Below are 24,386 nucleotides of genomic sequence, written 5' to 3'. Positions count from 1 at the left end.
TAATGGAAAGTACCATTGCTTGCAGTAAAGTCCAGCAGTGATAAAACATTTCGAGGTGATAAGTTGCAAATATACGATAGCCTACCAAAAGAGAGTGGGCTACAGCGCTATCTAGTCGGTGGGGCGGTGCGCGATAAGCTACTCAATATTGATAGCTATGATAAAGATTGGGTGGTGGTCGGCAGTACCCCTAAAGAGATGGAAAGCCGCGGCTTCACTGCTGTGGGTAAAGACTTCCCGGTATTCTTGCACCCAAAAACCAAGGAAGAGCACGCACTGGCTCGCACTGAGAGAAAGTCAGGTTCGGGTTACACCGGCTTCGAGTGTTATTTCGCGCCAGATGTTAGTCTGGAAGAAGATCTCATGCGTCGTGATTTGACGATCAACGCCATCGCTCAAGATGATGAAGGTAACCTGCACGATCCTTATCACGGCCAGCAAGATCTCTCAGAACGTATTCTTAGACACGTATCCGATGCCTTTGTTGAAGATCCGCTTCGAGTACTGCGAGTTGCGCGCTTCGCTGCCAAACTTCACCACCTCAACTTTACGATTGCATCTGAAACCATGGATATGATGAGTGAAATCGTTAAATCTGGTGAACTCGCCCATCTTACGGCAGAGCGAGTTTGGCAAGAGTGGCATAAGTCTCTTAGTACACCACACCCAGAGGTGTTCCTTTCAGTATTGAAAGAGTGCGGAGCACTAGCGGTTGTTTTACCAGAACTTGATGCACTTTTTGGTGTTCCTCAACCTGAAAAGTGGCACCCTGAGATCGACACGGGTATTCACACTCTAATGGTTGCTCAGCAAGCGGCGCTGTTAAGCCCATCACTGCCTGTACGTTTTGCAGCTCAGGTGCATGACTTAGGTAAAGGCGTCACACCAGAAAGCGAATGGCCAAGTCATAAAATGCATTGCCATACTGGCGTGAAGATCATCAAGAAGCTATGTGAGCGAGTGAGAGTGCCTAATGAGTTCAGAGACCTAGCACTGTTAGTGTGTGAACAGCACTCTAATATCCATCGCGCAGATGAACTAAAGCCAACCACCTTCCTCAAGGTTCTCAACAAGTTCGATGTTTGGCGCAAGCCAGATAGGCTCGACGACATACTACTTTGCTGCCAAGCCGATCACGCAGGCCGAAAAGGATTAGAAGCGCAGCCTTATCCTCAAAAAGCGCGTTTTGAAGTCGCTTACCGAGCGGCACTTCAAGTTGAAGTAAAAACGATCATTGCCGATGGCTTTAAAGGTAAAGATATTCGAGAAGAGCAAGAGAAGCGCAGAGCGGTAGCTATTGAAAACGCGTTATCAGAACTCACTAATAGTTGATCTTCAATCTGTTAGTAAGCACGTATTAAAAAGCCCGCAGTAAAGCGGGCTTTTTCAATTTTACGGCGAGACTGTTATCAGCGTCTGTTACTGCATCATTAAGAAAGCAAACAGACCACAACCTAGGATTAGGCGGTAGATAACAAACGGTGTCATACCCATACGAGAGATAAGCTTCAAGAAGAAGTGGATACAGATATAAGCACTAATGAAAGACACCACGATACCCGTTAGCAAAGTGCCAACATGGATTGGATCACCACTGGTCACGAGCTTAAGACCTAAGTAACCACCAGCTAAAGTGATGATTGGGATAGACATCAAGAAAGAGAATCGAGCTGCTGCTTCACGTGTGAAACCAAGATACAGCGCCGCGGTAATGGTTGCGCCAGAACGAGATGTGCCCGGAATAATCGCCATTGCTTGAGCAAGACCAATAAACAGCGCTTTTTTCCAGCCAGCTTGGTACTCATCATCACGTAGGCTTGAGTTCTTATCTACCCACCACAACAACAGACCAAAGACGATTGTCGTTGTCGCAATCACCCATGCACTACGCAGGTAAAGCTCAACAATGTCCTTCATCAGCAGGCCAAAGATACATGCCGGAATCGTCGCAAGGATGATCATCCACGCCAATTTCGCTTCTTTGCTGCGGTCGCCCTTAAAGATAGATCCAAAGAAAGCGCCCAAAAGAGAAACCACTTCTTTGCGGAAATAGATAACCACAGCAGCTAATGTACCAACGTGGACAGCAACATCAAATGCCAAGCCTTGATCTTCCCAACCTAAAACAGCAGAAGGAAGAATTAAGTGTGCAGAACTGGAAATAGGTAAAAACTCAGTAAAGCCTTGCACCAACGCCAATATAAACGCTTCAAAATAACTCATTACTTACCTTAAAAAATTATAGTTTTATATCTACAACAGAGAGCGAGTCTAATTGCTGCATCTTCTGCCATATTTCACTGACGGTTCTTCCATCTTGCGGGATCACTCTCGCAGGACAAAGATCATAAAGCGGTTGTGTTACAAACGGATATTTATAGATATCACTGCGTGGCAGTTCTGGATCGCTCTCAGAAACCACCTCTCCAAACAGCACAATATCAAGATCGAGCTTTCGATCTTGCAGTTTATGTGCATCTTGAGAGCGACCCCATTTAAACTCAATTTTACGCAGGTGTTGTGAAAATTCAGTCAATGAAAGTGATGTGTCGAGCTCTATCACAAAGTTATAAAACGGATGGCTATTAAAACCCACGGGCTCACAGTGATAGATTTTAGAGCATTTAAGGTTAATCCCTAACGATTGAAGCTCTGTCCATGCCACTCTTGCATGCTTGTCGCGGTCTATGTTCGTGCCAACACCAACATAGGCTATGGTCATACTTGACCTCGTTCGATGATCACGCCAACAGCCTTCGCTTGAGGCACTGCGCCCGGTTTAGCCAAGCGGATTTTAATCCAAGGAACAGAGAACTGATTCATAATTAATTCAGCCACTTCTTCAGCCACACGCTCTACCAACAGGAAGCGGCCATTCGCAATATGATCAAGCACAGCAGTACTTACTGTAGAGTAGTCCAGAGCATCAACCACATCGTCACTCTTACCTGCTGGGCGGTTGTCATGAGCCATTTCAATATCAAGCACAAGTTTTTGTTTAATCTCTTGTTCCCAATCGTAAACACCGATCGTTGTAATTACTTCTAGCTGTTCAATGAAAACTTTATCCAGTGCCATGACTTGTCCTTTTAGAGGTCGGATACCCATATTGGGGAAAAAAACGTATTATTTGCGTAATTCGAGATATGATATCAATTACTCTTGGATTGAGCATTATTTTCCCATCGTTAGGCTTATAACCGTTTAAGGAAAGACATGACCCCATTAGCACTAATCATGATCATTGCAGCCTATTTACTAGGTTCAATCTCTAGTGCGGTCTTGATATGCCGAGTTTTAGGACTTCCAGATCCAAGAACAGTGGGCTCTAATAATCCTGGAGCCACTAATGTACTGCGTGTCGGCGGTAAAGGCGCTGCAGCCGCTGTCCTCCTGTGTGACATGCTTAAAGGCACCATCCCCGTCTGGCTTGGCTACTACCTCAATATCGACTCGATCATTTTAGGCGTTGTAGCGATTGCGGCGTGTCTGGGCCATATGTATCCAATATTCTTCCACTTCAAAGGTGGAAAAGGGGTTGCGACGGCACTTGGAGCCATCGCACCAATCGGATTTGATCTAACAGGAATGATCATGGCGACTTGGTTAGTTGTGGCATTTTTATTTCGTTATTCTTCTTTAGCAGCACTTGTCACCGTGCTACTTGCACCTTTCTATGCTTGGTTAGTCAAACCTCAATACACACTGCCAGTAGCTATGTTGTGTTGTTTGATCGTGCTACGTCACCATCAGAATATCCGCCGACTACTCGATGGCAGCGAACCAAAACTCGGACAAAAAAAATCGGCTTAACCTTATACACCCTTTTGAATGTAAAGATTTAAACCGATAAATTTTAGTTGTTGTTAGTACTACAGTAGATGTTTATCTAAAAACGTCTTCAGCATCGTATTCACAAACTCTGGCTGCTCTAACGAACTAATATGACCCGCGCCTGGAATCACCACTAATTCACTGCCGGTAATGCAATCGTGCATTAAGTATGACTCAAGTACCGGACGTGGTTTGTCTTCTTGCCCAACCGCAATCAAAACAGGCAGAGCAAAGTCCTCTACAGATTCGATCATATCGCGACGTCCAAAGACCATTCGACCGATGCGCGCCACTTCTTCAGCGCTCTCGCCCTCAAGAGCCGATAGTTGCTTAGTAAAACCTTCCACTAAAGCTGGCGTGTTAGTTTGAGCATCATTCGCGAAGAACAGTGGGACGACCGCTTCAACGATCGGCTGAGGTACCATCTTGGTTTGAGTGATGGTATCTAACATGTGGAAATACTTAGTGTGGGCAACTTCTGGTTCTAGACCTACGAAAGTATCCATTAGAACCAAAGAATTAATACGTGCAGGTGCAAGTTCCGCTAACTCTGTCCCCCACATACCGCCAACCGATAAACCAACAACTGAAAACTTATCGATGTTTAGGTGATCAAGCAGTGCCAAAACATGTTGAGCGTAATCTTTCAGGTTACGCATTGCACTCGGTGCCGCTTCAGATTCACCATGAGACCAAAGCTCAGGCACAATACAACGATACTGAGTTTTTAGTGCTTCAATCTGTGGCTTCCACATCGCGCTATCCCAAAGGTAGCTGTGGCCTAAAACAACAACCGGACCCTCACCTTCATCTAGGTACGCCATCGATTGATTATCTATTGTGAACTTGTTCATCTTCTTCCCTAATCTCTATCAGCAATTATTTATCGACATATAGTCGGTAAGCTAGGATATAAAAACGGCCGCACTAGGCGACCGTTTATCGAAACATCTTGATGTATTAAGCAATTGGCTCTAATTGGTCAATCGGCCAACGTGGTGTTGCTTGAACTGAAAGGTCAGCAGTCTCACCATTTTTCAGGCGCTGCATACCCGCATAAGCGATCATTGCACCGTTATCAGTACAGAACTCAGTGCGTGGGTAGTACACCTCACCACCAATTTTCTTAGCAAGCGCTTCAAGCTCAACACGCAGTTGCTTGTTTGCACTTACGCCACCAGCAATCACTATACGTTTCATGCCCGTCTGTTCCAAGGCACGCTTACACTTGATTACCAAGGTGCCACAAACCGCTTCTTGGAATGCGTAAGCAATGTCCGCGCGAGTTTGATCATCGTTGTCATTGTCACGAATCGTATTCGCTGCAAATGTTTTTAGACCAGAAAAGCTCATGTCTAGACCCGGACGATCGGTCATAGGTCGAGGGAACTTAAAGCGACCTGGCGTGCCTTTCTCTGCTAATCGAGAAAGCAACGGGCCACCTGGGTAATCTAAGCCCATCAGCTTAGCTGTTTTATCAAACGCTTCACCCGCCGCATCATCAATCGATTCGCCAAGGATCTTGTATTCACCAATCCCCTTCACTTCGACCATCATAGTGTGACCGCCAGAAACCAGCAGAGCAACAAATGGGAACGGCGGTGGGTTATCTTCTAGCATTGGCGCTAGTAGGTGACCTTCCATGTGGTGAACAGGTACAGCGGGCACGCCCCAAGCATAAGCAATGCTGCGACCAATCGTTGCGCCCACAAGCAGTGCGCCAACCAAACCTGGGCCAGCCGTGTAAGCCACACCATCAATATCTTTCGACGTTAGGTTAGCTTCCGCTAAAGCGGCTTTAATCAGTGGGATTGTCTTTTTCACGTGGTCACGTGAAGCTAGCTCAGGTACCACACCACCGTAATCGGCGTGCAGTTTTACTTGGCTATATAATTGATGAGAAAGCAGCCCCTGCTCATCATCATAAATTGCGATTCCTGTTTCATCACAAGAGGTTTCAATACCAATAATGCGCATAATTTTCTCGGCACGCTTTCGTCTAAAATGGGAAATTAGCGCAATATTACCCTGCCTAAGCTCTTCAAACAAATATTGTACAGACTATAATCGACAAAGTGCTTTACAAAGCTACTGTGATCGGATTAAAATTCCGCACCATTTTTGATCAAGCTGGTTAATGGCCAAACGCGAATAGAGAGTTAGCTCGATGGGTAACTTCTCTGATTTGGTACTGAGTAGCCAGCGATAATGAATAACCCCTGAGGTGAAAGGCATATGCCAATAGTTAAAGTACGTGAAAACGAACCGTTCGACGTTGCACTACGTCGTTTCAAGCGCTCTTGTGAAAAAGCAGGTATCCTTTCTGAAGTTCGCCGTCGCGAGCATTACGAAAAGCCAACTACAGTTCGCAAACGCGCTAAAGCAGCAGCTCAAAAGCGTCACGCTAAGAAGCTAGCTCGCGAAAACGCACGTCGCGTTCGCCTGTACTAATAACTTAATCCATAAGGACTGAGTTATGGCTCTTATTGAACAACTCAAAGAAGAGCAAAAATTAGCGATGAAAGCCAAGGACAAACCGCGCCTTGGCACTATCCGCTTAGCTCTTTCAGCAATTAAGCAACGTGAAGTTGACGAACGGATCACTCTGAACGACGACGACATTCTTGCTGTATTAGTTAAAATGGTTAAGCAACGTCGCGATTCTGTTGCTCAATATGAATCGGCAAATCGTCAAGATCTTGCTGACGTGGAAAAAGCAGAAATTACGGTACTTGAAGGCTTTATGCCTCAACCGCTAACTGATGACGAAGTTATTGCACTACTTGATAGCGCAATCGCCGAAGCTCAACCAGCGGGCATGCAAGACATGGGTAAAGTAATGGCTATCTTGAAACCACAAATTCAAGGGCGTGCAGATATGGGTAAAGTTAGTGGTTTAGTTCGTTCTAAACTCGCTTAATCCCAAATCAAATTGCAACAAGCCGTGCAATCCTTCGGAACGCACGGCTTGTTTGTATCTGTAACCTATTCAAACTATTATTATCCACACTCTCAGTTAGTGCATTTTTCTAAGGTTTTATGGCAGGACACATCCCGCGTAGTTTCATCGATGATCTCCTAGCGCGTCTCGACATTGTCGACATTGTGGACGCACGCGTGAAACTTAAGAAAAAAGGCAAAAACTATGGTGCTTGTTGCCCATTCCACAACGAAAAGACCCCTTCTTTTAGCGTAAGCCAAGAAAAACAGTTTTATCACTGCTTTGGTTGTGGTGTGCACGGCAATGCTATCGACTTCATGATGGAGTTCGAACGTCTCGATTTTGTCGAAGCGATTGAAGAGCTTGCCTCTTTCTTAGGCCTCGATGTCCCTAGGGAGCAACGCAGCGGCGAGATATCAACAACACCTAGAGCCAGCAGCGAACAAAAACGTAACCTCTATGATCTTATGGGTGGCATCAGCCAGTTCTATCGCTCCCAGCTAAAAATAGCAGCCAATAAACCGGCGATTGAATACCTAAAGAATCGTGGCCTATCTGGCGAAATTGTCCAGAAATTTGGCATTGGTTATGTGGCGGATGAGTGGGACTTGGTTCGTAAAAACTTTGGCCAACAGAAAGAAGCCCAAGACATGCTCGTGACTGGCGGCATGCTAATAGAGAACGATAAAGGCAACCGATACGACCGATTCCGTGGGCGCGTGATGTTCCCGATTCGCGATCGTCGCGGCCGTGTGATTGGTTTTGGTGGTCGTGTATTAGAAGATGGCACGCCAAAATATCTGAACTCACCAGAAACGCCTATCTTCCATAAAGGTAAAGAGCTTTACGGCCTTTATGAAGTATTACAAGCCCACCGTGAACCGCCGCAAATTCTTGTGGTTGAAGGCTACATGGATGTCGTAGCACTCGCGCAATATGGTGTTGATTACTCAGTAGCATCGCTGGGCACCTCGACAACTGGTGACCACATTCAAATGCTGTTCCGTCAAACCAATACCGTGGTGTGTTGTTACGATGGTGACCGAGCAGGTAAAGAAGCGGCATGGCGCGCACTAGAAAATGCGCTTGAGTACCTGAAAACAGGTAACACGCTTAAGTTTCTATTCTTGCCAGACGGTGAAGACCCAGATAGCTATATAAGAGAACACGGCAAAGCCGCTTTCGAACAGCTTGTTCATAATGCGACGCCGCTTTCGACTTATTTGTTCGATAACCTGATTGAAATACACAAGTTGAACTTGGGAACAACGGAAGGAAAATCAGCACTGCGAGCACACGCTAGCACCTTGATTAACAAAATTCCTGACAGTTACTTCCAAGAATTGCTCGAAAAACTGCTCGATGAGCGGACTGGATTTGATAACCAATTGCGACGTGCGCGAGTTCATACACAGAACCCGACACCTCAACCGCATAAAGAGCTGAAGCGCACTCCAATGCGTGAAGTTATCGCTTTGCTTATCCAAAATCCGAGCTATGCTGATATGGTACCGGATTTATCAAGTGTCAAAGGCTTACAGTTGCCTGGACTAAGTTTATTCGTCGAAGTACTTGATAAATGCCACGAGCATCCCCATATCAACACAGGCCAATTATTAGAGCATTGGCGACACAATAAACATGAGGCTCTTCTGTCTCGTCTCGCGAGCTGGGAAATCCCCCTCGACGAAGACAATCAAGAAGACATATTTTTAGACTCATTGGACAACATCCTTGCCCAGTGCGTTGAAAAACAAATTGAAAACCTGCAGGCCAAAGCAAGAAGTGTCGGTTTATCAGCCGAAGAAAAAAGGGAGCTACTAGCTTTAATGCTAGATCTAAAAGCGTAACCCTGTTTGATTAGTCAGCATTTAATAAATTTGTTAACATAATTGGTTTGCATTTGAGAATGCAACGTCCTTCACCAGACCTGAAGTTGGATATCATCTATGGATCAAAATCCGCAGTCACAGCTTAAATTACTTGTTATTAAAGGCAAGGAACAAGGCTATCTGACCTACGCCGAAGTAAACGACCACCTACCTGCAGAAATCGTGGATTCTGAACAGGTAGAAGACATCATTCAAATGATTAATGACATGGGTATCAAGGTAGTTGAAACTGCACCTGATGCTGATGATCTAGCGCTTAATGATGACGATGCCAATATAGATGAAGATGCAGCCGAAGCTGCAGCTGCTGCGCTTTCAAGCGTAGAAAGCGAGATTGGCCGTACTACTGACCCAGTTCGCATGTACATGCGTGAAATGGGTACGGTTGAGCTACTGACTCGTGAAGGCGAAATCGACATTGCGAAGCGTATTGAAGATGGTATCAATACAGTTCAACTATCGGTTGCTGAGTACCCTGGCACTATTCCATACATCTTGGAACAGTTTGACCGAGTACAAGCAGAAGAGATTCGCTTAACAGACCTAATCAATGGCTTTGTTGACCCAGACGACGATGGCACAGCTGCGCCAACGGCGACTCACATCGGTTCAGAACTTGCTGAAACTGATCTGGAAGACGAAGACAAAGAAGACGCTGAAGACGACGAGGAAGAGGAAGAAGAAGATACAGGTATCGATCCTGAGCTTGCTCTTGAGAAGTTCACAGCACTTCGTACTAGCTACCAGAATCGTCAACTAGCGATCAACGAGTACGGCCATGAAAGCCCGAAAGCAATGCTTGCAACAACTATGATGCAAGACGTATTCAAAGAGTTCCGTCTAACACCAAAACAGTTTGATTACCTAGTAAACGAACTGCGTAACTCTATGGATCGTGTACGTACTCAAGAACGCCTAATCATGCGTCAAACGGTTGAGTACGGCAAAATGCCGAAGAAATCTTTCATTGCTCTATTTACTGGCAACGAATCTAGCGAAGCATGGTTGGATGAAGTTCTTGCTTCAGACAAGCCATACGCAGAAAAGATCAAACGTAACGAGCATGACATTCGTCGCTCTATCCAAAAACTGGATATGATCGAACGTGAAACGTCTCTTACTGTTCAAAGCATCAAAGATATCAGCCGTCGTATGTCTATCGGTGAAGCGAAAGCTCGTCGTGCGAAGAAAGAGATGGTTGAAGCGAACTTACGTCTAGTAATCTCGATTGCTAAGAAGTACACAAACCGCGGTCTACAATTCCTGGATCTAATCCAAGAAGGTAACATCGGCCTGATGAAAGCCGTAGATAAGTTTGAATACCGTCGTGGTTACAAGTTCTCTACTTACGCTACGTGGTGGATCCGTCAAGCAATCACTCGTTCGATTGCCGACCAAGCTCGTACTATCCGTATTCCGGTTCACATGATCGAAACGATCAACAAACTAAACCGTATCTCTCGTCAAATGCTACAAGAGATGGGTCGTGAACCACTTCCGGAAGAGCTGGCTGAACGCATGCAAATGCCTGAAGACAAGATCCGTAAAGTACTGAAAATCGCTAAAGAGCCAATCTCAATGGAGACACCAATCGGTGACGACGAAGATTCGCACCTAGGTGATTTCATCGAGGATACTACGCTAGAACTACCTTTAGACTCAGCAACGGCAACCAGCCTACGCGGTGCAACTAAAGACGTTCTTGCAGGCCTAACACCTCGTGAAGCTAAAGTACTGCGTATGCGTTTCGGTATCGACATGAACACTGACCACACTCTTGAAGAGGTTGGTAAGCAGTTCGACGTAACTCGTGAACGTATCCGTCAGATCGAAGCAAAAGCACTGCGTAAACTTCGTCACCCAAGCCGCTCAGAAACTCTGCGTAGCTTCCTAGACGAGTAATCGCACACTCTAGTGTGGTTAGCTTTTAAGCATAAATAAGAAAAGGTGAGCGTTGGCTCACCTTTTTTGTGCCTGCGTGATTTAAGTGGCTAAGATGTAAGCGGAATTGCCCCTTATAGTCTCTAGACACCACTGAATGCTTCCCCTATAATCTATGCCCTACGGCCCCTTAGCTCAGTGGTTAGAGCGCACGACTCATAATCGTTCGGTCCCCAGTTCAAATCTGGGAGGGGCCACCAAATTCTGATAAGGCTCATGAAGAAATTCATGGGCCTTTATCTTTTCTAGTCCTTTCCATATCCGGTCTTCGATTACTTGCTGTAAGCACCATTCCATTAGCACCACTAAAACACTCCACCTAATCACCACAGAGCCCGTGAACTTATCTCAGGCTGATATCGACCATCAGTAACCTCTCTCATCTGTACGGCACGACTCTGCGCTAGATACATAACACTCAATACCAGAACAGAAGCCCAGAGCGAGAAGCAGCAGTTAATCATTGGACTGGTATTCATACTGGAATCGGTAATCTCAACGCTAGGAGTGGTTCTAGGGCGAATCTCGTATGAGTTAGTGCGAGAAGTTGGGTTAGCGAGTGGGTTGAGGGAATCAGAACTAAATCTAGAGTGGGTGCCCCGTCGTCGACAGCAAACTGGACAGAAAACCTAAATAGGGAATTTAAATAGGGTTCGTGTCCACTCATTGGGTTCTAAAATCAGGTTGAAAGACCGGACTAGGACCGGACCGACGACGCCGTCAACGAAAACTAGGGAAAGTAATTACTGAAGAAGTTAGGTAGAACAAGGGCTAGAGAGAGATTACAGGGCCAGTCTAGAGAGACCGACCCAGCGACTTAGGATTTTAGGTATTGAGTAGGTGGAGAGGTTGGGTTAATCCTTTAGAGCCTTTTGGGCAATACTACTTTGTCTTACTAAAATGTCTCTAGTTGTTTGAAAGTAAAGAGGCTCCTCTATTCCTGCCCACTTTCGAAGCATAAACTTGAATTTATTTAGATCCTTCGATTTTTTGAAGGACGCTAACAGTTTCTCAAAGCTAATATGAACTTCTCGTCTAGCAAGGTTTAGGCGATCACAATTCAAATTAAGTTTTTCGATAGTTGACTCCAAAAGTTCGGAGCTTGTTGCGAAATTATTGTATGAAAAGGACTTTGAGTTTGCTTCATCGACATTAACTTCAAGCTTGCCATAAGCCTTACAGTAATTAAACATATTACTACTTAAGCTAACTTCTAAGGGAGATACAACTTTCCCTATCCACTTTTTTCCTTCGCCATGATTAGTTTCTAAATGCTCTTTATAAGAGTCACAAGATTTATTATCTGGCATAACGAACTGCTCAGTGCTATCCCTATCTGTACCACCAATACACACACCAACAACATTGTTCCAATCTAAGTGCCAATTCGGTTGTGCGTTACCTACAACCCATCCTGATTTAGAGTTAAAGTGTTCAACTCTTCGATGATGCTCATGAACATTAGCTTCAGTTAGATCGATCTCACAATACGCACAAATATAGTTTTGCTCTCCAAAAATCTTCTTCTTTATTACTTTTGCATCTTTGCTATTGTTATTTCGAAAGTTATCCCACGTATCATCAGTGTTATGTATAGCATAAACAGTAAGCTCATTAGGAGGTTGAGACTTATTAATTTTCCTCATACTCTTTCTCCCATTTACGGTTATCTATATATAACTCCAACTCAACTAAATCCTCGTATCCAGCCCCAAAATGGCGAGAAAGTTGCTTTCTTAGTGCCAAAGCATCTTTAGAGTCAAATTCATCATCATAAACAAGCTCCCTGTAACGAGTTAACGCCTTCGTTATTTCATCGTCTGGTGGACGTATGTCAACTTCAAACAAGTTTTTTAACACCCAAGATGATACAGCCCCTCTAGTGCCTTTAGGAGCTCGGTACTTCTTACCTTCTTTTAACAGCCAAATCGATGAGCTATCGACGGTATGGCAAACTTGTGGACTGTGAGTTGTTACTACAAACTGAACATTGGGAAAAGTAGACTCTAGCCTCTGAATCACTTTCTGTTGCCAGGATGGGTGTAAGTGCAGATCTACTTCGTCTATCAGGACGATTCCTGAACCTTCTAAGGGTGCAAGTGCTTTGGGATTAAGTAAAGTAAGTCTTCTCGCAATATCTGCGACTAAAGCTAATATGGTTTTTTCCCCTTGGGAAAGTTGAAGTACGCTTAGCTGATCCCCATTCTTTTCTAGAATTAAATCTAATGGTTTTCTTTGTAACTTTAAGTTGTTAAATCCCGGTAAAAATCGATATATAGCATCCTTGACTATATCTAGAGATTTTTCGTCAACGCTATATAGAGAGTTTAACTCCTCTTTATAATTATTAAGCTCTTTCTTGTGATTATCTAAGATATCGATTAAATCAGGGTGTTTTTTTATCAAATCCTTTAATATTGGACTGTTTATTTCTGATTCTTTTGACTTTATCTTTACTCTTAATTCATCGGCACTACTTGAAACGTCATTATCGCTTTCAATTAATTCTTTAAACCATCGAAAGAAAAGTTTAAAATCCGCTTTCCCTGATAAGCTTTTACTATATGCTTTAGCTTTATCCCATACATGGTCATCTTTTATTTCATCCGATTCTTCAATGTCTTTTGTAGTAACATCATTTGCTCTTTCAACGGTATAAGAGCAAAAGAGAGGTAACGACAGTTGAGGGTCTAATTCATTTGCCTGACGTAGTATTTGACATATATCATTGATTTCAGTGTAACTTCCTCGAGCTTTTTTTGTGCTCATGGAGGTTTTTTGCATCAACTCCATGTTAACTGATTGCTCTTCTATTTCAAATTCAGCAGAAATACTGGAATAGCTTTCACCATTTTTTATCTCTATTTCGTCTATAAGCTCGCCATTTGATGACTTTGTTGCCAACCTAGAGTTAAGGTGAGTCAAACATTTTTTTATTGCTTCTAGTACGCTTGACTTTCCGCACCCATTATTACCAACAAGTAAAGTTGTTGCGTTGCTAGTCGAAAGCCTCAAATCTAAAAATTCGAAACCTTTATAATTATTAAGTTTTATTGATTTTAATTTAAATCTATTTTCTTTCAGTTGCTTAGCGCAGGATGTTAAGTAGTACTGCGCCTTTTCTTTATTTTTTTCAACGCTAAAACCTTCAGCGTATGATTGAGCTAGTTGAAAAGATGCAGAAAAGTCACCTTTTTCAGATCTAGAAACTAATCGTCGTATTGTCTTACTGGTTTTTTCTTCCATTTAACTAATACCATCATATTTTAGCAATTTAAAAATAAGCTTTTCACCATACTTTATTTTCATTTTATCTAAGAAGCTCGGTTCTATATATTTAGCAAAGCCTATAAGTCCTTTCAAATGTTCAATATCTTCTTTATCCCGAATCGAGTTTATTGAAAATTTATGTAATAAAGCTCTAATATGTCTCTTTCTCTCTCGGCCTAGCGATATCTTGTTATTATTAGCTAGTGTAACCCCTGTTACATGTCGATTATGTGCTTTAGATGAAAAAGTGGTCTTGGATCTATTTAGTTTTATTTTTCCTTTAAATAATTCATGTAAACATGACTCAATAAAGTTTGGAATGCTAAAAAGAACATCTTTATTTAAAGTGGAAAATGTCAAATCATCAGCATATCTGGAATAATTTACACCATTCAAGCTACAGCTTTCTGTTACAATTTTATCAAATTCACACATGATTAGGTTTGAAAGGAATGGAGAAGATGGAGCTCCTACACTAAGTACAAAGTTAGGTGTTTTCTTTTTTGTTCTATTCCAAAAAAGTAACTCCACTAAAGGGGGGATCTCTTCACTAACCAATTCTATATTTTGATAATCTATCGCATTTAATAACATAGGTGGTGTTAAACTGTTGAAGAAATTCTCCAAGTCTAACTTTAACAAATAGTTGGACTTAACATGAACGCTGGCATTTTCTTTTATACCAATACCATCCATATAGGCTTTAGATGAATTATGAATTTTTACTAAAGGTTTAATTTGAGTGATGATGGAACGTTGAATGTTTTTCAACTCAGATGTAGGTTGTGCAATTACCCTAAACCCAAATGTTCTTTTAGGTATTTTATATACTTTATAGTGACCAGAAGGGCTACTCGCTAAGTAGTTATTGAGCCCTTTAGGAAAAATATCTGGAGGTATGCGACTAAGAATTGGAAGCTTCATTTATGTACTTACTTTAAAAAAAAATAAGTGTGATACAGGTTTCCCTGTATCACGATAGCTCTTTACTAAAAGACGCGGAGCGGTATTTCCGATCTGCAATCGTTGCGAAGAATGAGTAACTATTGCAGTTCGGAAATACCGTTCCGCAGCTGCAAAATCACTCAATAAATTAGAGTTTGGCGCAACGCCAAACTAGATTAAATCGTAAGATTAATCCAAATTACGCTAAAGAGCCTTGTTAAATTAGCTTACTTTGGCATATAAATCAATCCTAAAGAAAACGTATAACTGAAAAAGCTAAGGTTCAATACAAGTATCTAACTAACTGCTTATAAAGCAAAAGTTACGTCTTTTATTAACTCTGACACATTAGCACTAACCTCTCTCAACCTTGAGCTAGCCAAATGAGCATACCTAGTCGAAGTTTGAGGACTCTGATGTCCAAGTAAATGCTGAACATCATAGAGCGTGGCGTTTCCACTATTGATTAAAATTGAAGCAAAGCTATGCCTGAGGTCGTGTATACGGAAATCATCATAGATCCCCGCTGCTTTCTTGATTCGAGCGAATGCCTTCTTTGGATGTGCGATAGGTCTACCGGGTGCATCTCCGGCAAAGATATAGGGGTTCTTACGTATCTGAAATCGTCGTTGGTCATGTATTACCTCCTTAGCTAAATTATTGAGTAAAACCGTCCTTGATAACCCCGATTTTGTGTGTGGTAGGAATAGGCTCCAATTGCCGTCGTCGTCGACGGTAAGACAGTCCCACTTAGAGTTAGTAATTTCACCAATTCTCATCCCGGTAAGTAGGGCGAATTTTAAGGCATTCCCTTGAGTACGATTAGGTTCGTCGTTACATGCCTTGATGAAGGATGAAACCTCTTTTCGGTTCAGGAATCTGTTTCTTAGATTGTTCTCCTTAAGCTTCCTTATGTACTGCCCCGGATTCTTGTCTACATACCCCCATTCCATGGCTAACCGGAACATTCTAAGGGCTAAGGAACGTAATCTATTCACTGTTGATGGTTTCCTTGTTTCTAGAACTCCATCGAGTAGCTTTTGAATGTCTTGTTGGCTGATATCGGTGATGCTTTTCTTGCCCCATTTAGGATAGAAATGTAGCTTCAAGTTACCGACATCATTTTTAGCAGTGAGTTTGTTCATTCGGGCGTAGGGTAAGTAGTGTTCTTCCGCAAATTCCTGAAAACTAAGTACATTGGATTTTTCATCCCTCATAGCCTTAGGGTCATTGCCTAGTGCTATCTCTCGCTTGTGGTCATTGGCTATCTGTCTCGCAGTGTTGATATCTAGCGCGGGATACTCACCAATTTGTAACGATTTCTTTTTCCCGAAATAGGTGTATCTGAATAGGAACCTACGTCTCCCTTGTCTATTAATTATAATTTTCAGACCGCTACAGAGCTCATCCGTATACTCAGTTTCTTTACTTCGACTTGTCGACGGCGTCGGCGGTAATGAATCAAGTTGGCGCTTATTGAATTTGAATTTACGTGATTGCATTGGATACCTCCTTACTCATCAGAGATTGAGAAATGCTGGTGTAATTCAGTGCGGAGTGCCTTAGACATCAGTAGGTAGATACCCTTACCACTGTCCTCGACAATGCTTAGGGATATAGAAGCTCCGTAATCTAGTTCATCTTCGAACTCGGTATAGGTTAGAGCTCGTTTCAGAAGTTCGATATCGTCGACGACGACAGCGTTTAGCTCATTAATTGAGGTGAGGAACCAGAGTTCACATTGCAGTTCATCCCATGCCTGTTGGGTTTCTGTTTCGTCGTGGAATGGTTCGGTGAGTATAGATTTGATCTGTTCTTGCAGGGTATTGGTGGTTGGTAGGGTTGATAGATTATTTAAAGTTGTAACCTTGATCATATTAAACTCCATGATATTGATATCATGGAGTTAATATATGTATGTTTATTTTAACTCTTCGGGAGTTAACAGGCTTCTGACTCTAACTTGCTTTCTAGTTTGTGCGTGCGAGCATTAACCACACGTTGAAGTCTTTCAAAATCATCTTGAAGGTCATTTAACATGTCTTTAGCAGCTGGGATATAAGCTTCGCTTTTAATTGATTCATATTGCTTCACCGCAATAGAAAAACCTTCTTTCGAAGAGCCTTGAACGACTTGGCCCATTATTACATGAGGACGTTTTCTACTCATTATATTCCTCCTCTTGTGTCATAGTATTCGTTGATGTGTGTTCAGCGTGGGACTTTAATTTCTCTATAAATATAGCCATTAAGTTCGCATGAGTCTGCAAAAATTGAGCATCTCTATCCAAATTGAACTGGTTTTCATCACTACTAGTGATAACTAATACCCCTACAGGGCTGTGATTTTGTTGGCTAGAGCCGTCTTCACAAGGTATTACTGGTATTGCAATAATACTTTTATAGGTTTCCCCATCAGAGGTGGATGTCTTGATGGTTTCCGAACTTTTAGCGATATTGTCATAATATTTAATAGTTTTATGTAGAAATGACAAGCCAACAACTCCGAAACCCGGAGTCCAAACACGATTTTTCACTTCAATTCTCTTATCATGCATGCGCCATACAGGAACCAAACCACCATCACTTTGAGGAGTATAGAGAGCAATATTCCACAAGACACCACTTTCAAAAGCGAATAATTTTTCTCTAAGTACAACTAGTGGCCATAAGAGACTGTGGACCATTTTTTCAATATCTTGCTGCTCTAATACCTGACCATCAAGCTCCATGTTACGAACTCTACCAACCGCGAAGCTTAATGCCTCACTAGTAAATCTTAATGCATGTCCTTGGCTGGTAAAGTAGTTCATATCTTGAGCGTATGCCTGCTTAAGCTCATCAAAGTCACTTTTAACTTCTTGAAATTTTGTATTTTTATCTTGGTATTCAATCAGCATAGTATCCATGTGAGAACCTTTGAAGTGTAAAACACTCACAAGTAAATGGATAATCACTATCAGGACTACCATTCCCCATACGGCATTACTAACTTCTTTGTTCTCGGCATAAACATTAAATAGATGAGTGACGAAAACGGCTATCAAAATAGGTAGCAACAAACTATTCCAGATTGCTACTCCGGTTTGAGCCATTCGATAGAAACTATCTAATTTAATAATTAACTGTCTAACTTTTTTGGTATCCACGGATTTCAAGTCCAAAGCTTGCAACTAGAGACATATTAACCCATGAGTAAGTGAGTTGCCTGTTCCAGTTAACATTTTGCCTATCCCCTCAATACCTAAAATCCTAAGTCGCTGGGTCGGTCTCTCTAGACTGGCCCTGTAATCTCTCTCTAGCCCTTGTTCTACCTAACTTCTTCAGTAATTACTTTCCCTAGTTTTCGTTGACGGCGTCGTCGGTCCGGTCCTAGTCCGGTCTTTCAACCTGATTTTAGAACCCAATGAGTGGACACGAACCCTATTTAAATTCCCTATTTAGGTTTTCTGTCCAGTTTGCTGTCGACGACGGGGCACCCACTCTAGATTTAGTTCTGATTCCCTCAACCCACTCGCTAACCCAACTTCTCGCACTAACTCATACGAGATTCGCCCTAGAACCACTCCTAGCGTTGAGATTACCGATTCCAGTATGAATACCAGTCCAATGATTAACTGCTGCTTCTCGCTCTGGGCTTCTGTTCTGGTATTGAGTGTTATGTATCTAGCGCAGAGTCGTGCCGTACAGATGAGAGAGGTTACTGATGGTCGATATCAGCCTGAGATAAGTTCACGGGCTCTGTGGTGATTAGGTGGAGTGTTTTAGTGGTGCTAATGGAATGGTGCTTACAGCAAGTAATCGAAGACCGGATATGGAAAGGACTAGAAAAGATAAAGGCCCATGAATTTCTTCATGAGCCTTATCAGAATTTGGTGGCCCCTCCCAGATTTGAACTGGGGACCGAACGATTATGAGCCAAGCTTCAGCCCTGTAATCAACATAGTAACCCTGCCCCGAATCACTCCGAAATCCACCAGCAAAATCACATCACCTGATTATCAGCATGAATTCTCTGACGTCGACGACGGGGTTGATGGGATTGCAGGGGATGACTGAGTACGACGACGCCGACGAGGCTATGGGGGTAAAGTTGGGTGGAAAGACAGGAATATTGGTATCCAAATCACATCAAGCATACGTGGTTAGTGGCATATTATTCAAATAACATTACTTGAAATAGGATATCACATGCCAAAAGATAGAAATCTCGTTAACTTCTCAGAAGAATATGAACTAAACAATCGCCTAAAACGCAATAACAAGCGTCAAACCGAAGAGAACCGCCAAAAGTTAAAGAACATTGGTGACAAGGCTAAAAAGCAACTGAATAAAACTCGACTCACACACGAAGAGCTAGACAACGCCATAGAACGTAATCAAGACAAGCTTGATTAAACAAGTATGGGGAAGTTTAGTGATGTCGTCGATTACCATCTCTATATGTCGACGACGCTTCTCTTAGTTAAACTCGTACCTTTCCCCCCAAACATCCCATCCTTTCTTACGTAAGTTTTGCCGACCAACTTTTACTTTTTCTGCTGTAAATAAATTCTCTAGTGGTAGATCTAACCCAATATTGATTGCCGATGCTACTGATGAATCTCGGAGCTTAAATGACTTAGGTAAGCCATTAAGACCCTCCTTTCTGGTCTGTAAGTCAGAAAAAAATAAAATCATGGTATCAAGATCAGAAGCTCTTTTCTGATTGACTAACAAATGCAATGGCTGCTCAGAGGTTTCGATTTCTGCATCAAAAAATCTATTTCGAAGTTCTTCAATAAAATCTATCGTCGTTGGCCAATACCTCGAATCAAAAGATAAAAGTGGTTTAAATCTCTCTCTCAAAAATGAATTGAAACGTGAATGATACTGACTAGAGGCATTCAAAATGTCTGGTAAGTCAGTATCAACATATGAGTACCAGCGAGCACCTTCACTAAAGTCTTCCCTTTCTTCTAAAAGTGACGCAAGCGTTCGTGCTGCATCAAAAACAGCTTGATTCGACTCGATAAACCTCTGGTAGTCAGCCCGTATTTTAGTTGCTTGATTTGGGTGCCAGAACATATTCGCATCTACCAAGATTTCTAATATCAACCTTTTCTGGTGTTCATCAAGCTGGTTGTGGACGTCTTCAAAAAAATCATTGAGTTCACCAGAACGTTCGATAGATCTCTTATAAAGTGGAGTCAAACTCCCCCAAATATTGTTCTTCTGATTGTACTCTAAGTCCTTTTCAAACCAGTCAAGGCAAGCCTGCGCACTCGTAGTTAATTTGCTCTTCGTTTGCATATAAGATCCTGTAATTGCTAAGTTGTTACATTAATCTTATCGACCGAGAAATCAAAGTACGGTATTCGAACCAACTTATTTCTTTTCATTAGAAATACCTGTGCATCGTTACCAAAACTCGTTACTAGCAAATAGTCAGCAACAAAATATGAATCTACTCACCTTTACTGCGATCATAGTGCTGCAAGCTATAATCTTCGTCGGTAAGGTACTTAGCCCCTAGTTCCTTATCTGCATCTCGAAGCGTTTCAGCTTTTAAAGCACTAATGTGCTCATCTTTCATCAGCTTAAACAGACCTTCTTTTTTCTTCTCACGAATACGTTGGTTGTAAAGCGTTGTCGCACGCTCTTTCACTCGATTATCCCAGCGGATGTGATCAAATTGCCAATCTAATTTCTTGCTAACCACTCGAATATTCGCTTCTTCACACTCTTTTTTCATGTGATCGACATAGGCGAAAATATCACCTAAAGGCATATCGAAATACTCACAAATCTGATTCAAGTGGTAAGCATTAATCGGCATAGCACCATTCTCTAACTGTGAGTAAGCGGCCTTTTTCATACTCAACTCAGCAGCCACATCTGCCTGATTAACGCCAGTACTTTTGGCCTTATCAAAATCACCACAAGATCGCACAAATTCATTACCATAATTACGTAGGTCACTGAGTGCTTCTGCAACCAAAGTCATAATACTTGTTTGTTTTTCTTTTTTTACGTTCATGTCACTCCCTCGCTTGACAGGTTTAAGTATACCAATAACCAAACTCAATTAACCAGTAAAAAACAGTTGACAGATACACATTAACGAGCGCACTATTGCAATATCAAACAACTCAGTATAGTTATAACCAAACTCACCAAGAGGAAAAGTATGGCAATCCAAGCACTAAGACTAACATCTAAAGAGGAAGCAGAGGCCATTGAGCATGGTCGTAATATTGGTATCGCAGTCGCAAATCTAGCCTATAACCCAGAAGCTCTTCCGCCTCGTTACGCCGGGCAGTTTCTAGAAAATATGGATATAGAATATGGCGACGGTGGCGGTATTCCCGCTGCCGTAATGTCGAAAAAAACAGCTAACGGTTGTGATGACCCCGTTGAGTTCTTTTTCGATAAAAAACTATATTTCGCTTCGAATACAGTGAAACGAAACAGAAACACTCTGACAATTCACACATCCTTTCCAATGGAGGGACGAACAATGGCAGAAGTTACCTGCCAGCACCTCATCAGCAGACAGCAGACTATTCCTCTTTCTGTCTACTTATCCGTAGGCTATCACTGTAAAGATCTTGATTTCTTCCACCCAGAAGCCATTGAGAGCTTCTGTGCAGCAACCTTTTCACTGGCTAGTGAGTGCTTCGATTGGGAAGACTTCGCAAGCGGAGAACGATTCAAATTCAATGCAAAACTCGCCTTAACCAACGACCTTAAAGGAGTAAATTCCATGTCATTTAACACTCAAGCTCTACTCATCACTTACACCAATAAAACCAAACGACACGCCTGCAAAGGTCCGAAAGTCCGAATGGCTGAATTTGTCGAATCCGCAATGGAAGTACAGGCGCAAGTAGGCCGTATAGACAACCTAGACGCCATCACTCGTGAGTTTGAACAACGCTTAGCGACTAAGTCGAATTGGGGATACAAGCTAGCTGCTGAGCAACTATCCGAAGCAATTAAAACCGTCGAAAAACACTAACCCTTAAGCAACACCACTTTTTTACTTTAATTTTTGACTAGCCGAGCCTCTCGGTGACGGCCTTCTTACACCTCAAATTCAGCAGTCAATATATTGGCTGCTGAATTAAGAATGAATTTTGGAGCACATGATGAACTACTCAAACAACACGAACACTTCAGCAAACTACGAAACACATGGACGCAACTCGATGGTGAATTTCAACGAGTTTCCTGATGGCGATTCAATTAACCAACCTAACTTTGCACCTCTGGCACTTCAGGCTGTTGATTTAAAGAATTCGTCCGCAGAACTGACCTTCTTTACGCCCATGGCTGAGAAAGTCTACTTTCACTACGTGAATGCCTTCGGGTTCCTTCAGTGCAGTGCAGCCGATTGTCTGATGTGCCGCGCTCAAATTAAATTAGATAGCCGCTACCTATTTCCCGTCTACGATCACATTGAGGGAGAGGTGAAGGTGCTGGCTGTTCCACCATCCGAAAAGCCAAAATCCTTGTTTCCGCAGATCAAGCCTTACGTCACCAAGGGCGGTCAACTCGTGTCAATTGAGAAAAATGGATTCAATTATGATGTTCATGCCACTGCCCTCCCCGAGTACGCCACTATCGATGAAGATAAAATTACTGCGTTTTCCGATTCATTCGATTCTGGCGAAATACGCTTGTCTGATATCTACCGTATTCTGACCGACGACGAACTGCGAGATATCCCAGAGATCGAGAGACGCCTGCGTTTCAAAGGTGTGGCTTGATTGTGGTTAATACAGTCATCATCAGCGGGGCCGAAAGCCTCGCTGAATTTCGTTTTAATAATAGTGCTCAGGCTATGCTTGAGATGCTGACGCAACACCACTACGTGCTCAACGACTGGATGGTAGGCGTTGGTAAGTCGTACCAACTGGATAAGTTGACCACTTTGGCGTTGGAGTCAGGAACATATGATTGCGTCATTGTCTCAGCGCCGACTCGAGGAATTCTTGAGGAAAGAAAGCACCTTCAAAGCCCTCCAGCCGATGTTAAAGTTGTCAACATACAACCCCGTCCCAGCAAGCTGTGTGGTGAAACTCGCGATCTGAGCTGGAAAGGCTACGAACATAGAAACTTAGGTCTACTGGGCAAAAAGCACATTTGCGCCCTTTGTCCAAATAAAGATAAGTGTTTTTGGCCCGACCAATACGGCAAGAATTTGAATGGGGCGAAAATTGTATATGCAGCTCAATCACATTTCGTGCGTAACCCCTACTTCATCCAACACATCGTAACGATGGCTAAAGCAAACAATGCGTTAGTCATTTTCGATGAAGCCAATGTGAGCCTAAACCATTACAGTCGAACCATATCGCCCATATCGATTGAACAAACCCTAGAAGCCGTGCAAGAGAGTCATCTATCAGACTATATAAAAGGCACTCTAACGCACTACCTAGAATGTTTACGACAGGCCTCGACGGAGGAACTGCGCGATATTTCAGCGTGGCGCTGCCCTGCAATTTTTCCAGATCAGATCACTCAAATCACAAGCATTGGCGATCGCATGTTTGGCGATCGTTTCATCAATATTCTGTATGACATCCAAAGCTTCGGAGTGTCTGAGGTAGAATCACGCGAAAAATTAGCGGATGGTTCAATTCACTTTCCTGCACCGCCAGTCAATGCAGGATACGACACCGTGCTATACAGCGGCACCACCTACCCGGACATACTCAAACTTAAGCTCGATATGGATTTTTATAGCCCTTACTCTCATATTGAGTTCCGAGGGGAATCGACAATTTGGCACAATATCGCATCCTCCATTGGAACAGCGACAAACTTTAAGAAGAACTCGCCACAAATCCTAGATACCTTCGCCCAATTGACGCTCCAACGTGTGAAAGAAGGAAAACGCGTATTGCTGGTATCTAAACAGAAACACGTCGACCACTGCGTGTCTTTGCTCAATCAATATCTGGTAGAAGAAGGGGTTCAGGATATTCGTGTGGTTCCCGCAAGCGATTATGCAGAGTGTGACAACATGACCTTAGTGCCCATAATCCATTACGGGGTCATTGGTATTAATCAATTCGAGAAGTTCGATTGCTGCTACTGCCTAAACAGCTATTACATAACCCAAAACATACTTAACAACGCGATTCAGGATCTACGAGCCGAGGATGAGCGAATTGAGGTTGCGATTACAACCACTGACAACCCTCGACGGCGTCATGGCATTATCACAGACCAAAAATATCTGTACTCTGATGTCGCCAAAGTCGTAAACCCAATGCTGCAAACATTAGAAATGGGGGTCGTCATCCAAGCAATTGGACGTGTTCGCCCATTTACAAAATCGCGTGAAATCATCACGTTTCAAAATAACGATGCACCAAAGTCGAGTTACGACCATGAGTACACCAATCTAGATCAACTGCGAAAACACTTCGGCTTAAAAAGCAAGCAAGCCCGAACGTCGGCAAACCTGTCAGAGCAGATCAATCAGATGATAGCCGCCGGGGTGAAGCAACAGGAGATTGCTTCAACTCTTGGGATCAGCACTCGAACCGTTCGACGCCATAAGGCCTGATA

At 42.8% G+C, this 24,386-nt stretch carries 24 protein-coding genes and 1 tRNA gene; 11 read left to right on the top strand and 14 right to left on the bottom strand.

Going from position 1 to position 24,386, the window contains the following annotated elements:
- Nucleotides 1–15 precede the first annotated feature (15 nt).
- Nucleotides 16–1,332: a multifunctional CCA addition/repair protein gene (locus tag OCV56_RS02175; RefSeq protein WP_086716249.1), complete on the top strand. Its 1,317-nt coding sequence runs from the start codon at nt 16–18 to the stop codon at nt 1,330–1,332.
- An 87-nt stretch (nt 1,333–1,419) separates the two neighbouring features.
- On the opposite strand, the gene OCV56_RS02170 is transcribed toward OCV56_RS02175, so the two are convergent.
- The 3 genes from OCV56_RS02170 to folB are packed head-to-tail and all read right to left on the bottom strand — an operon-like array spanning nt 1,420 to nt 3,078.
- On the bottom strand, nt 1,420–2,223 hold the full coding sequence (locus tag OCV56_RS02170; RefSeq protein ID WP_086716247.1) for an undecaprenyl-diphosphate phosphatase: 804 nt from the start codon (nt 2,221–2,223) through the stop codon (nt 1,420–1,422).
- Between the two features lie 16 nt (nt 2,224–2,239).
- Nucleotides 2,240–2,722, bottom strand: coding sequence for a 2-amino-4-hydroxy-6-hydroxymethyldihydropteridine diphosphokinase (folK, locus tag OCV56_RS02165; protein WP_086716244.1), 483 nt, complete (start codon nt 2,720–2,722; stop codon nt 2,240–2,242).
- A complete protein-coding gene (gene folB / locus OCV56_RS02160) occupies nt 2,719–3,078 on the bottom strand; it encodes a dihydroneopterin aldolase (protein ID WP_086716241.1) in 360 nt (119 codons plus the stop codon). Before folB ends, folK begins: the two co-directional genes overlap by 4 nt.
- Nucleotides 3,079–3,216: 138 nt before the next feature.
- Between folB and plsY the strand changes: the two genes are divergently transcribed.
- Entirely contained in the window at nt 3,217–3,813 is a 597-nt protein-coding gene (plsY, locus tag OCV56_RS02155) for a glycerol-3-phosphate 1-O-acyltransferase PlsY (protein WP_086716239.1), read from the top strand.
- A gap of 59 nt (nt 3,814–3,872) precedes the next feature.
- Here plsY and OCV56_RS02150 read toward each other — a convergent pair whose 3' ends face one another.
- Both OCV56_RS02150 and tsaD read right to left on the bottom strand, forming a co-directional pair.
- Nucleotides 3,873–4,688: an alpha/beta fold hydrolase gene (locus tag OCV56_RS02150; protein ID WP_086716236.1), complete on the bottom strand. Its 816-nt coding sequence runs from the start codon at nt 4,686–4,688 to the stop codon at nt 3,873–3,875.
- A 106-nt stretch (nt 4,689–4,794) separates the two neighbouring features.
- Nucleotides 4,795–5,811, bottom strand: a complete 1,017-nt coding sequence (tsaD, locus tag OCV56_RS02145; RefSeq protein WP_017629386.1) for a tRNA (adenosine(37)-N6)-threonylcarbamoyltransferase complex transferase subunit TsaD — start codon at nt 5,809–5,811, stop codon at nt 4,795–4,797.
- A 258-nt stretch (nt 5,812–6,069) separates the two neighbouring features.
- Here tsaD and rpsU point away from each other — a divergent pair, with 258 nt between their 5' ends.
- From rpsU to OCV56_RS02120, 5 genes are all read left to right on the top strand, one after another.
- Entirely contained in the window at nt 6,070–6,285 is a 216-nt protein-coding gene (gene rpsU / locus OCV56_RS02140) for a 30S ribosomal protein S21 (RefSeq protein ID WP_004396009.1), read from the top strand.
- Between the two features lie 25 nt (nt 6,286–6,310).
- Complete coding sequence (locus OCV56_RS02135) at nt 6,311–6,754, top strand: GatB/YqeY domain-containing protein (RefSeq protein WP_086716233.1); 444 nt, start codon at nt 6,311–6,313, stop codon at nt 6,752–6,754.
- A 119-nt stretch (nt 6,755–6,873) separates the two neighbouring features.
- Nucleotides 6,874–8,625 carry a DNA primase gene (gene dnaG / locus OCV56_RS02130; protein WP_086716231.1) on the top strand — a complete coding sequence of 584 codons (1,752 nt, stop codon included), beginning with the start codon at nt 6,874–6,876 and terminating at the stop codon, nt 8,623–8,625.
- 99 nt (nt 8,626–8,724) lie between these two features.
- Nucleotides 8,725–10,569 (top strand): RNA polymerase sigma factor RpoD, encoded by a 1,845-nt coding sequence (gene rpoD, locus OCV56_RS02125; protein ID WP_048614894.1) that lies wholly within the window; start codon nt 8,725–8,727, stop codon nt 10,567–10,569.
- Between the two features lie 163 nt (nt 10,570–10,732).
- Nucleotides 10,733–10,808, top strand: a tRNA-Ile gene (locus tag OCV56_RS02120).
- Between the two features lie 654 nt (nt 10,809–11,462).
- Here OCV56_RS02120 and ptuB read toward each other — a convergent pair.
- From ptuB to OCV56_RS02085, 7 genes are all read right to left on the bottom strand, one after another.
- On the bottom strand, nt 11,463–12,254 hold the full coding sequence (gene ptuB, locus OCV56_RS02115) for a retron Ec78 anti-phage system effector HNH endonuclease PtuB (RefSeq protein ID WP_086716363.1): 792 nt from the start codon (nt 12,252–12,254) through the stop codon (nt 11,463–11,465).
- Nucleotides 12,241–13,854 (bottom strand): retron Ec78 anti-phage system effector ATPase PtuA, encoded by a 1,614-nt coding sequence (gene ptuA, locus OCV56_RS02110; protein ID WP_086716365.1) that lies wholly within the window; start codon nt 13,852–13,854, stop codon nt 12,241–12,243. Before ptuA ends, ptuB begins: the two co-directional genes overlap by 14 nt.
- Nucleotides 13,855–14,802 (bottom strand): retron St85 family RNA-directed DNA polymerase, encoded by a 948-nt coding sequence (locus OCV56_RS02105; protein WP_086716367.1) that lies wholly within the window; start codon nt 14,800–14,802, stop codon nt 13,855–13,857.
- Nucleotides 14,803–15,131: 329 nt separating this feature from the next.
- On the bottom strand, nt 15,132–16,325 hold the full coding sequence (locus tag OCV56_RS02100; RefSeq protein WP_086716368.1) for a tyrosine-type recombinase/integrase: 1,194 nt from the start codon (nt 16,323–16,325) through the stop codon (nt 15,132–15,134).
- Between the two features lie 11 nt (nt 16,326–16,336).
- Nucleotides 16,337–16,699 carry a hypothetical protein gene (locus tag OCV56_RS02095; RefSeq protein ID WP_086716370.1) on the bottom strand — a complete coding sequence of 121 codons (363 nt, stop codon included), beginning with the start codon at nt 16,697–16,699 and terminating at the stop codon, nt 16,337–16,339.
- A gap of 65 nt (nt 16,700–16,764) precedes the next feature.
- A complete protein-coding gene (locus tag OCV56_RS02090; protein ID WP_108112802.1) occupies nt 16,765–16,992 on the bottom strand; it encodes a hypothetical protein in 228 nt (75 codons plus the stop codon).
- Nucleotides 16,985–17,971, bottom strand: coding sequence for a GAF domain-containing protein (locus OCV56_RS02085; protein WP_017085764.1), 987 nt, complete (start codon nt 17,969–17,971; stop codon nt 16,985–16,987). Before OCV56_RS02085 ends, OCV56_RS02090 begins: the two co-directional genes overlap by 8 nt.
- 1,042 nt (nt 17,972–19,013) lie before the next feature.
- Between OCV56_RS02085 and OCV56_RS02080 the strand changes: the two genes are divergently transcribed.
- Nucleotides 19,014–19,220, top strand: coding sequence for a hypothetical protein (locus tag OCV56_RS02080; RefSeq protein WP_017102559.1), 207 nt, complete (start codon nt 19,014–19,016; stop codon nt 19,218–19,220).
- A gap of 63 nt (nt 19,221–19,283) precedes the next feature.
- Here the strand turns inward: OCV56_RS02080 and OCV56_RS02075 are convergent, their stop codons facing one another.
- Both OCV56_RS02075 and OCV56_RS02070 read right to left on the bottom strand, forming a co-directional pair.
- Nucleotides 19,284–20,114 (bottom strand): hypothetical protein, encoded by an 831-nt coding sequence (locus OCV56_RS02075; RefSeq protein ID WP_086716316.1) that lies wholly within the window; start codon nt 20,112–20,114, stop codon nt 19,284–19,286.
- Between the two features lie 154 nt (nt 20,115–20,268).
- Nucleotides 20,269–20,841 (bottom strand): helix-turn-helix domain-containing protein, encoded by a 573-nt coding sequence (locus OCV56_RS02070; protein WP_086716314.1) that lies wholly within the window; start codon nt 20,839–20,841, stop codon nt 20,269–20,271.
- A gap of 150 nt (nt 20,842–20,991) precedes the next feature.
- On the opposite strand from OCV56_RS02070, the gene OCV56_RS02065 reads away from it, so the two are divergent.
- The 3 genes from OCV56_RS02065 to OCV56_RS02055 all read left to right on the top strand — a co-directional run bounded on the left by OCV56_RS02065 (nt 20,992) and on the right by OCV56_RS02055 (nt 24,384).
- Entirely contained in the window at nt 20,992–21,822 is an 831-nt protein-coding gene (locus OCV56_RS02065) for a hypothetical protein (RefSeq protein WP_086716312.1), read from the top strand.
- Nucleotides 21,823–21,949: 127 nt separating this feature from the next.
- A complete protein-coding gene (locus OCV56_RS02060) occupies nt 21,950–22,573 on the top strand; it encodes a hypothetical protein (RefSeq protein ID WP_143691605.1) in 624 nt (207 codons plus the stop codon).
- Between the two features lie 2 nt (nt 22,574–22,575).
- Complete coding sequence (locus tag OCV56_RS02055) at nt 22,576–24,384, top strand: helix-turn-helix domain-containing protein (RefSeq protein ID WP_086716308.1); 1,809 nt, start codon at nt 22,576–22,578, stop codon at nt 24,382–24,384.
- The last annotated feature ends 2 nt before the right edge of the window (nt 24,385–24,386 follow it).

This window comes from Vibrio gigantis (genome assembly GCF_024347515.1).
In the GTDB taxonomy this organism is placed as follows: Bacteria; Pseudomonadota; Gammaproteobacteria; order Enterobacterales; family Vibrionaceae; genus Vibrio; species Vibrio gigantis.
The sequence above is the reverse complement of the archived record's forward strand: the minus strand, read 5'-3'. Positions and strand labels throughout refer to the sequence as shown.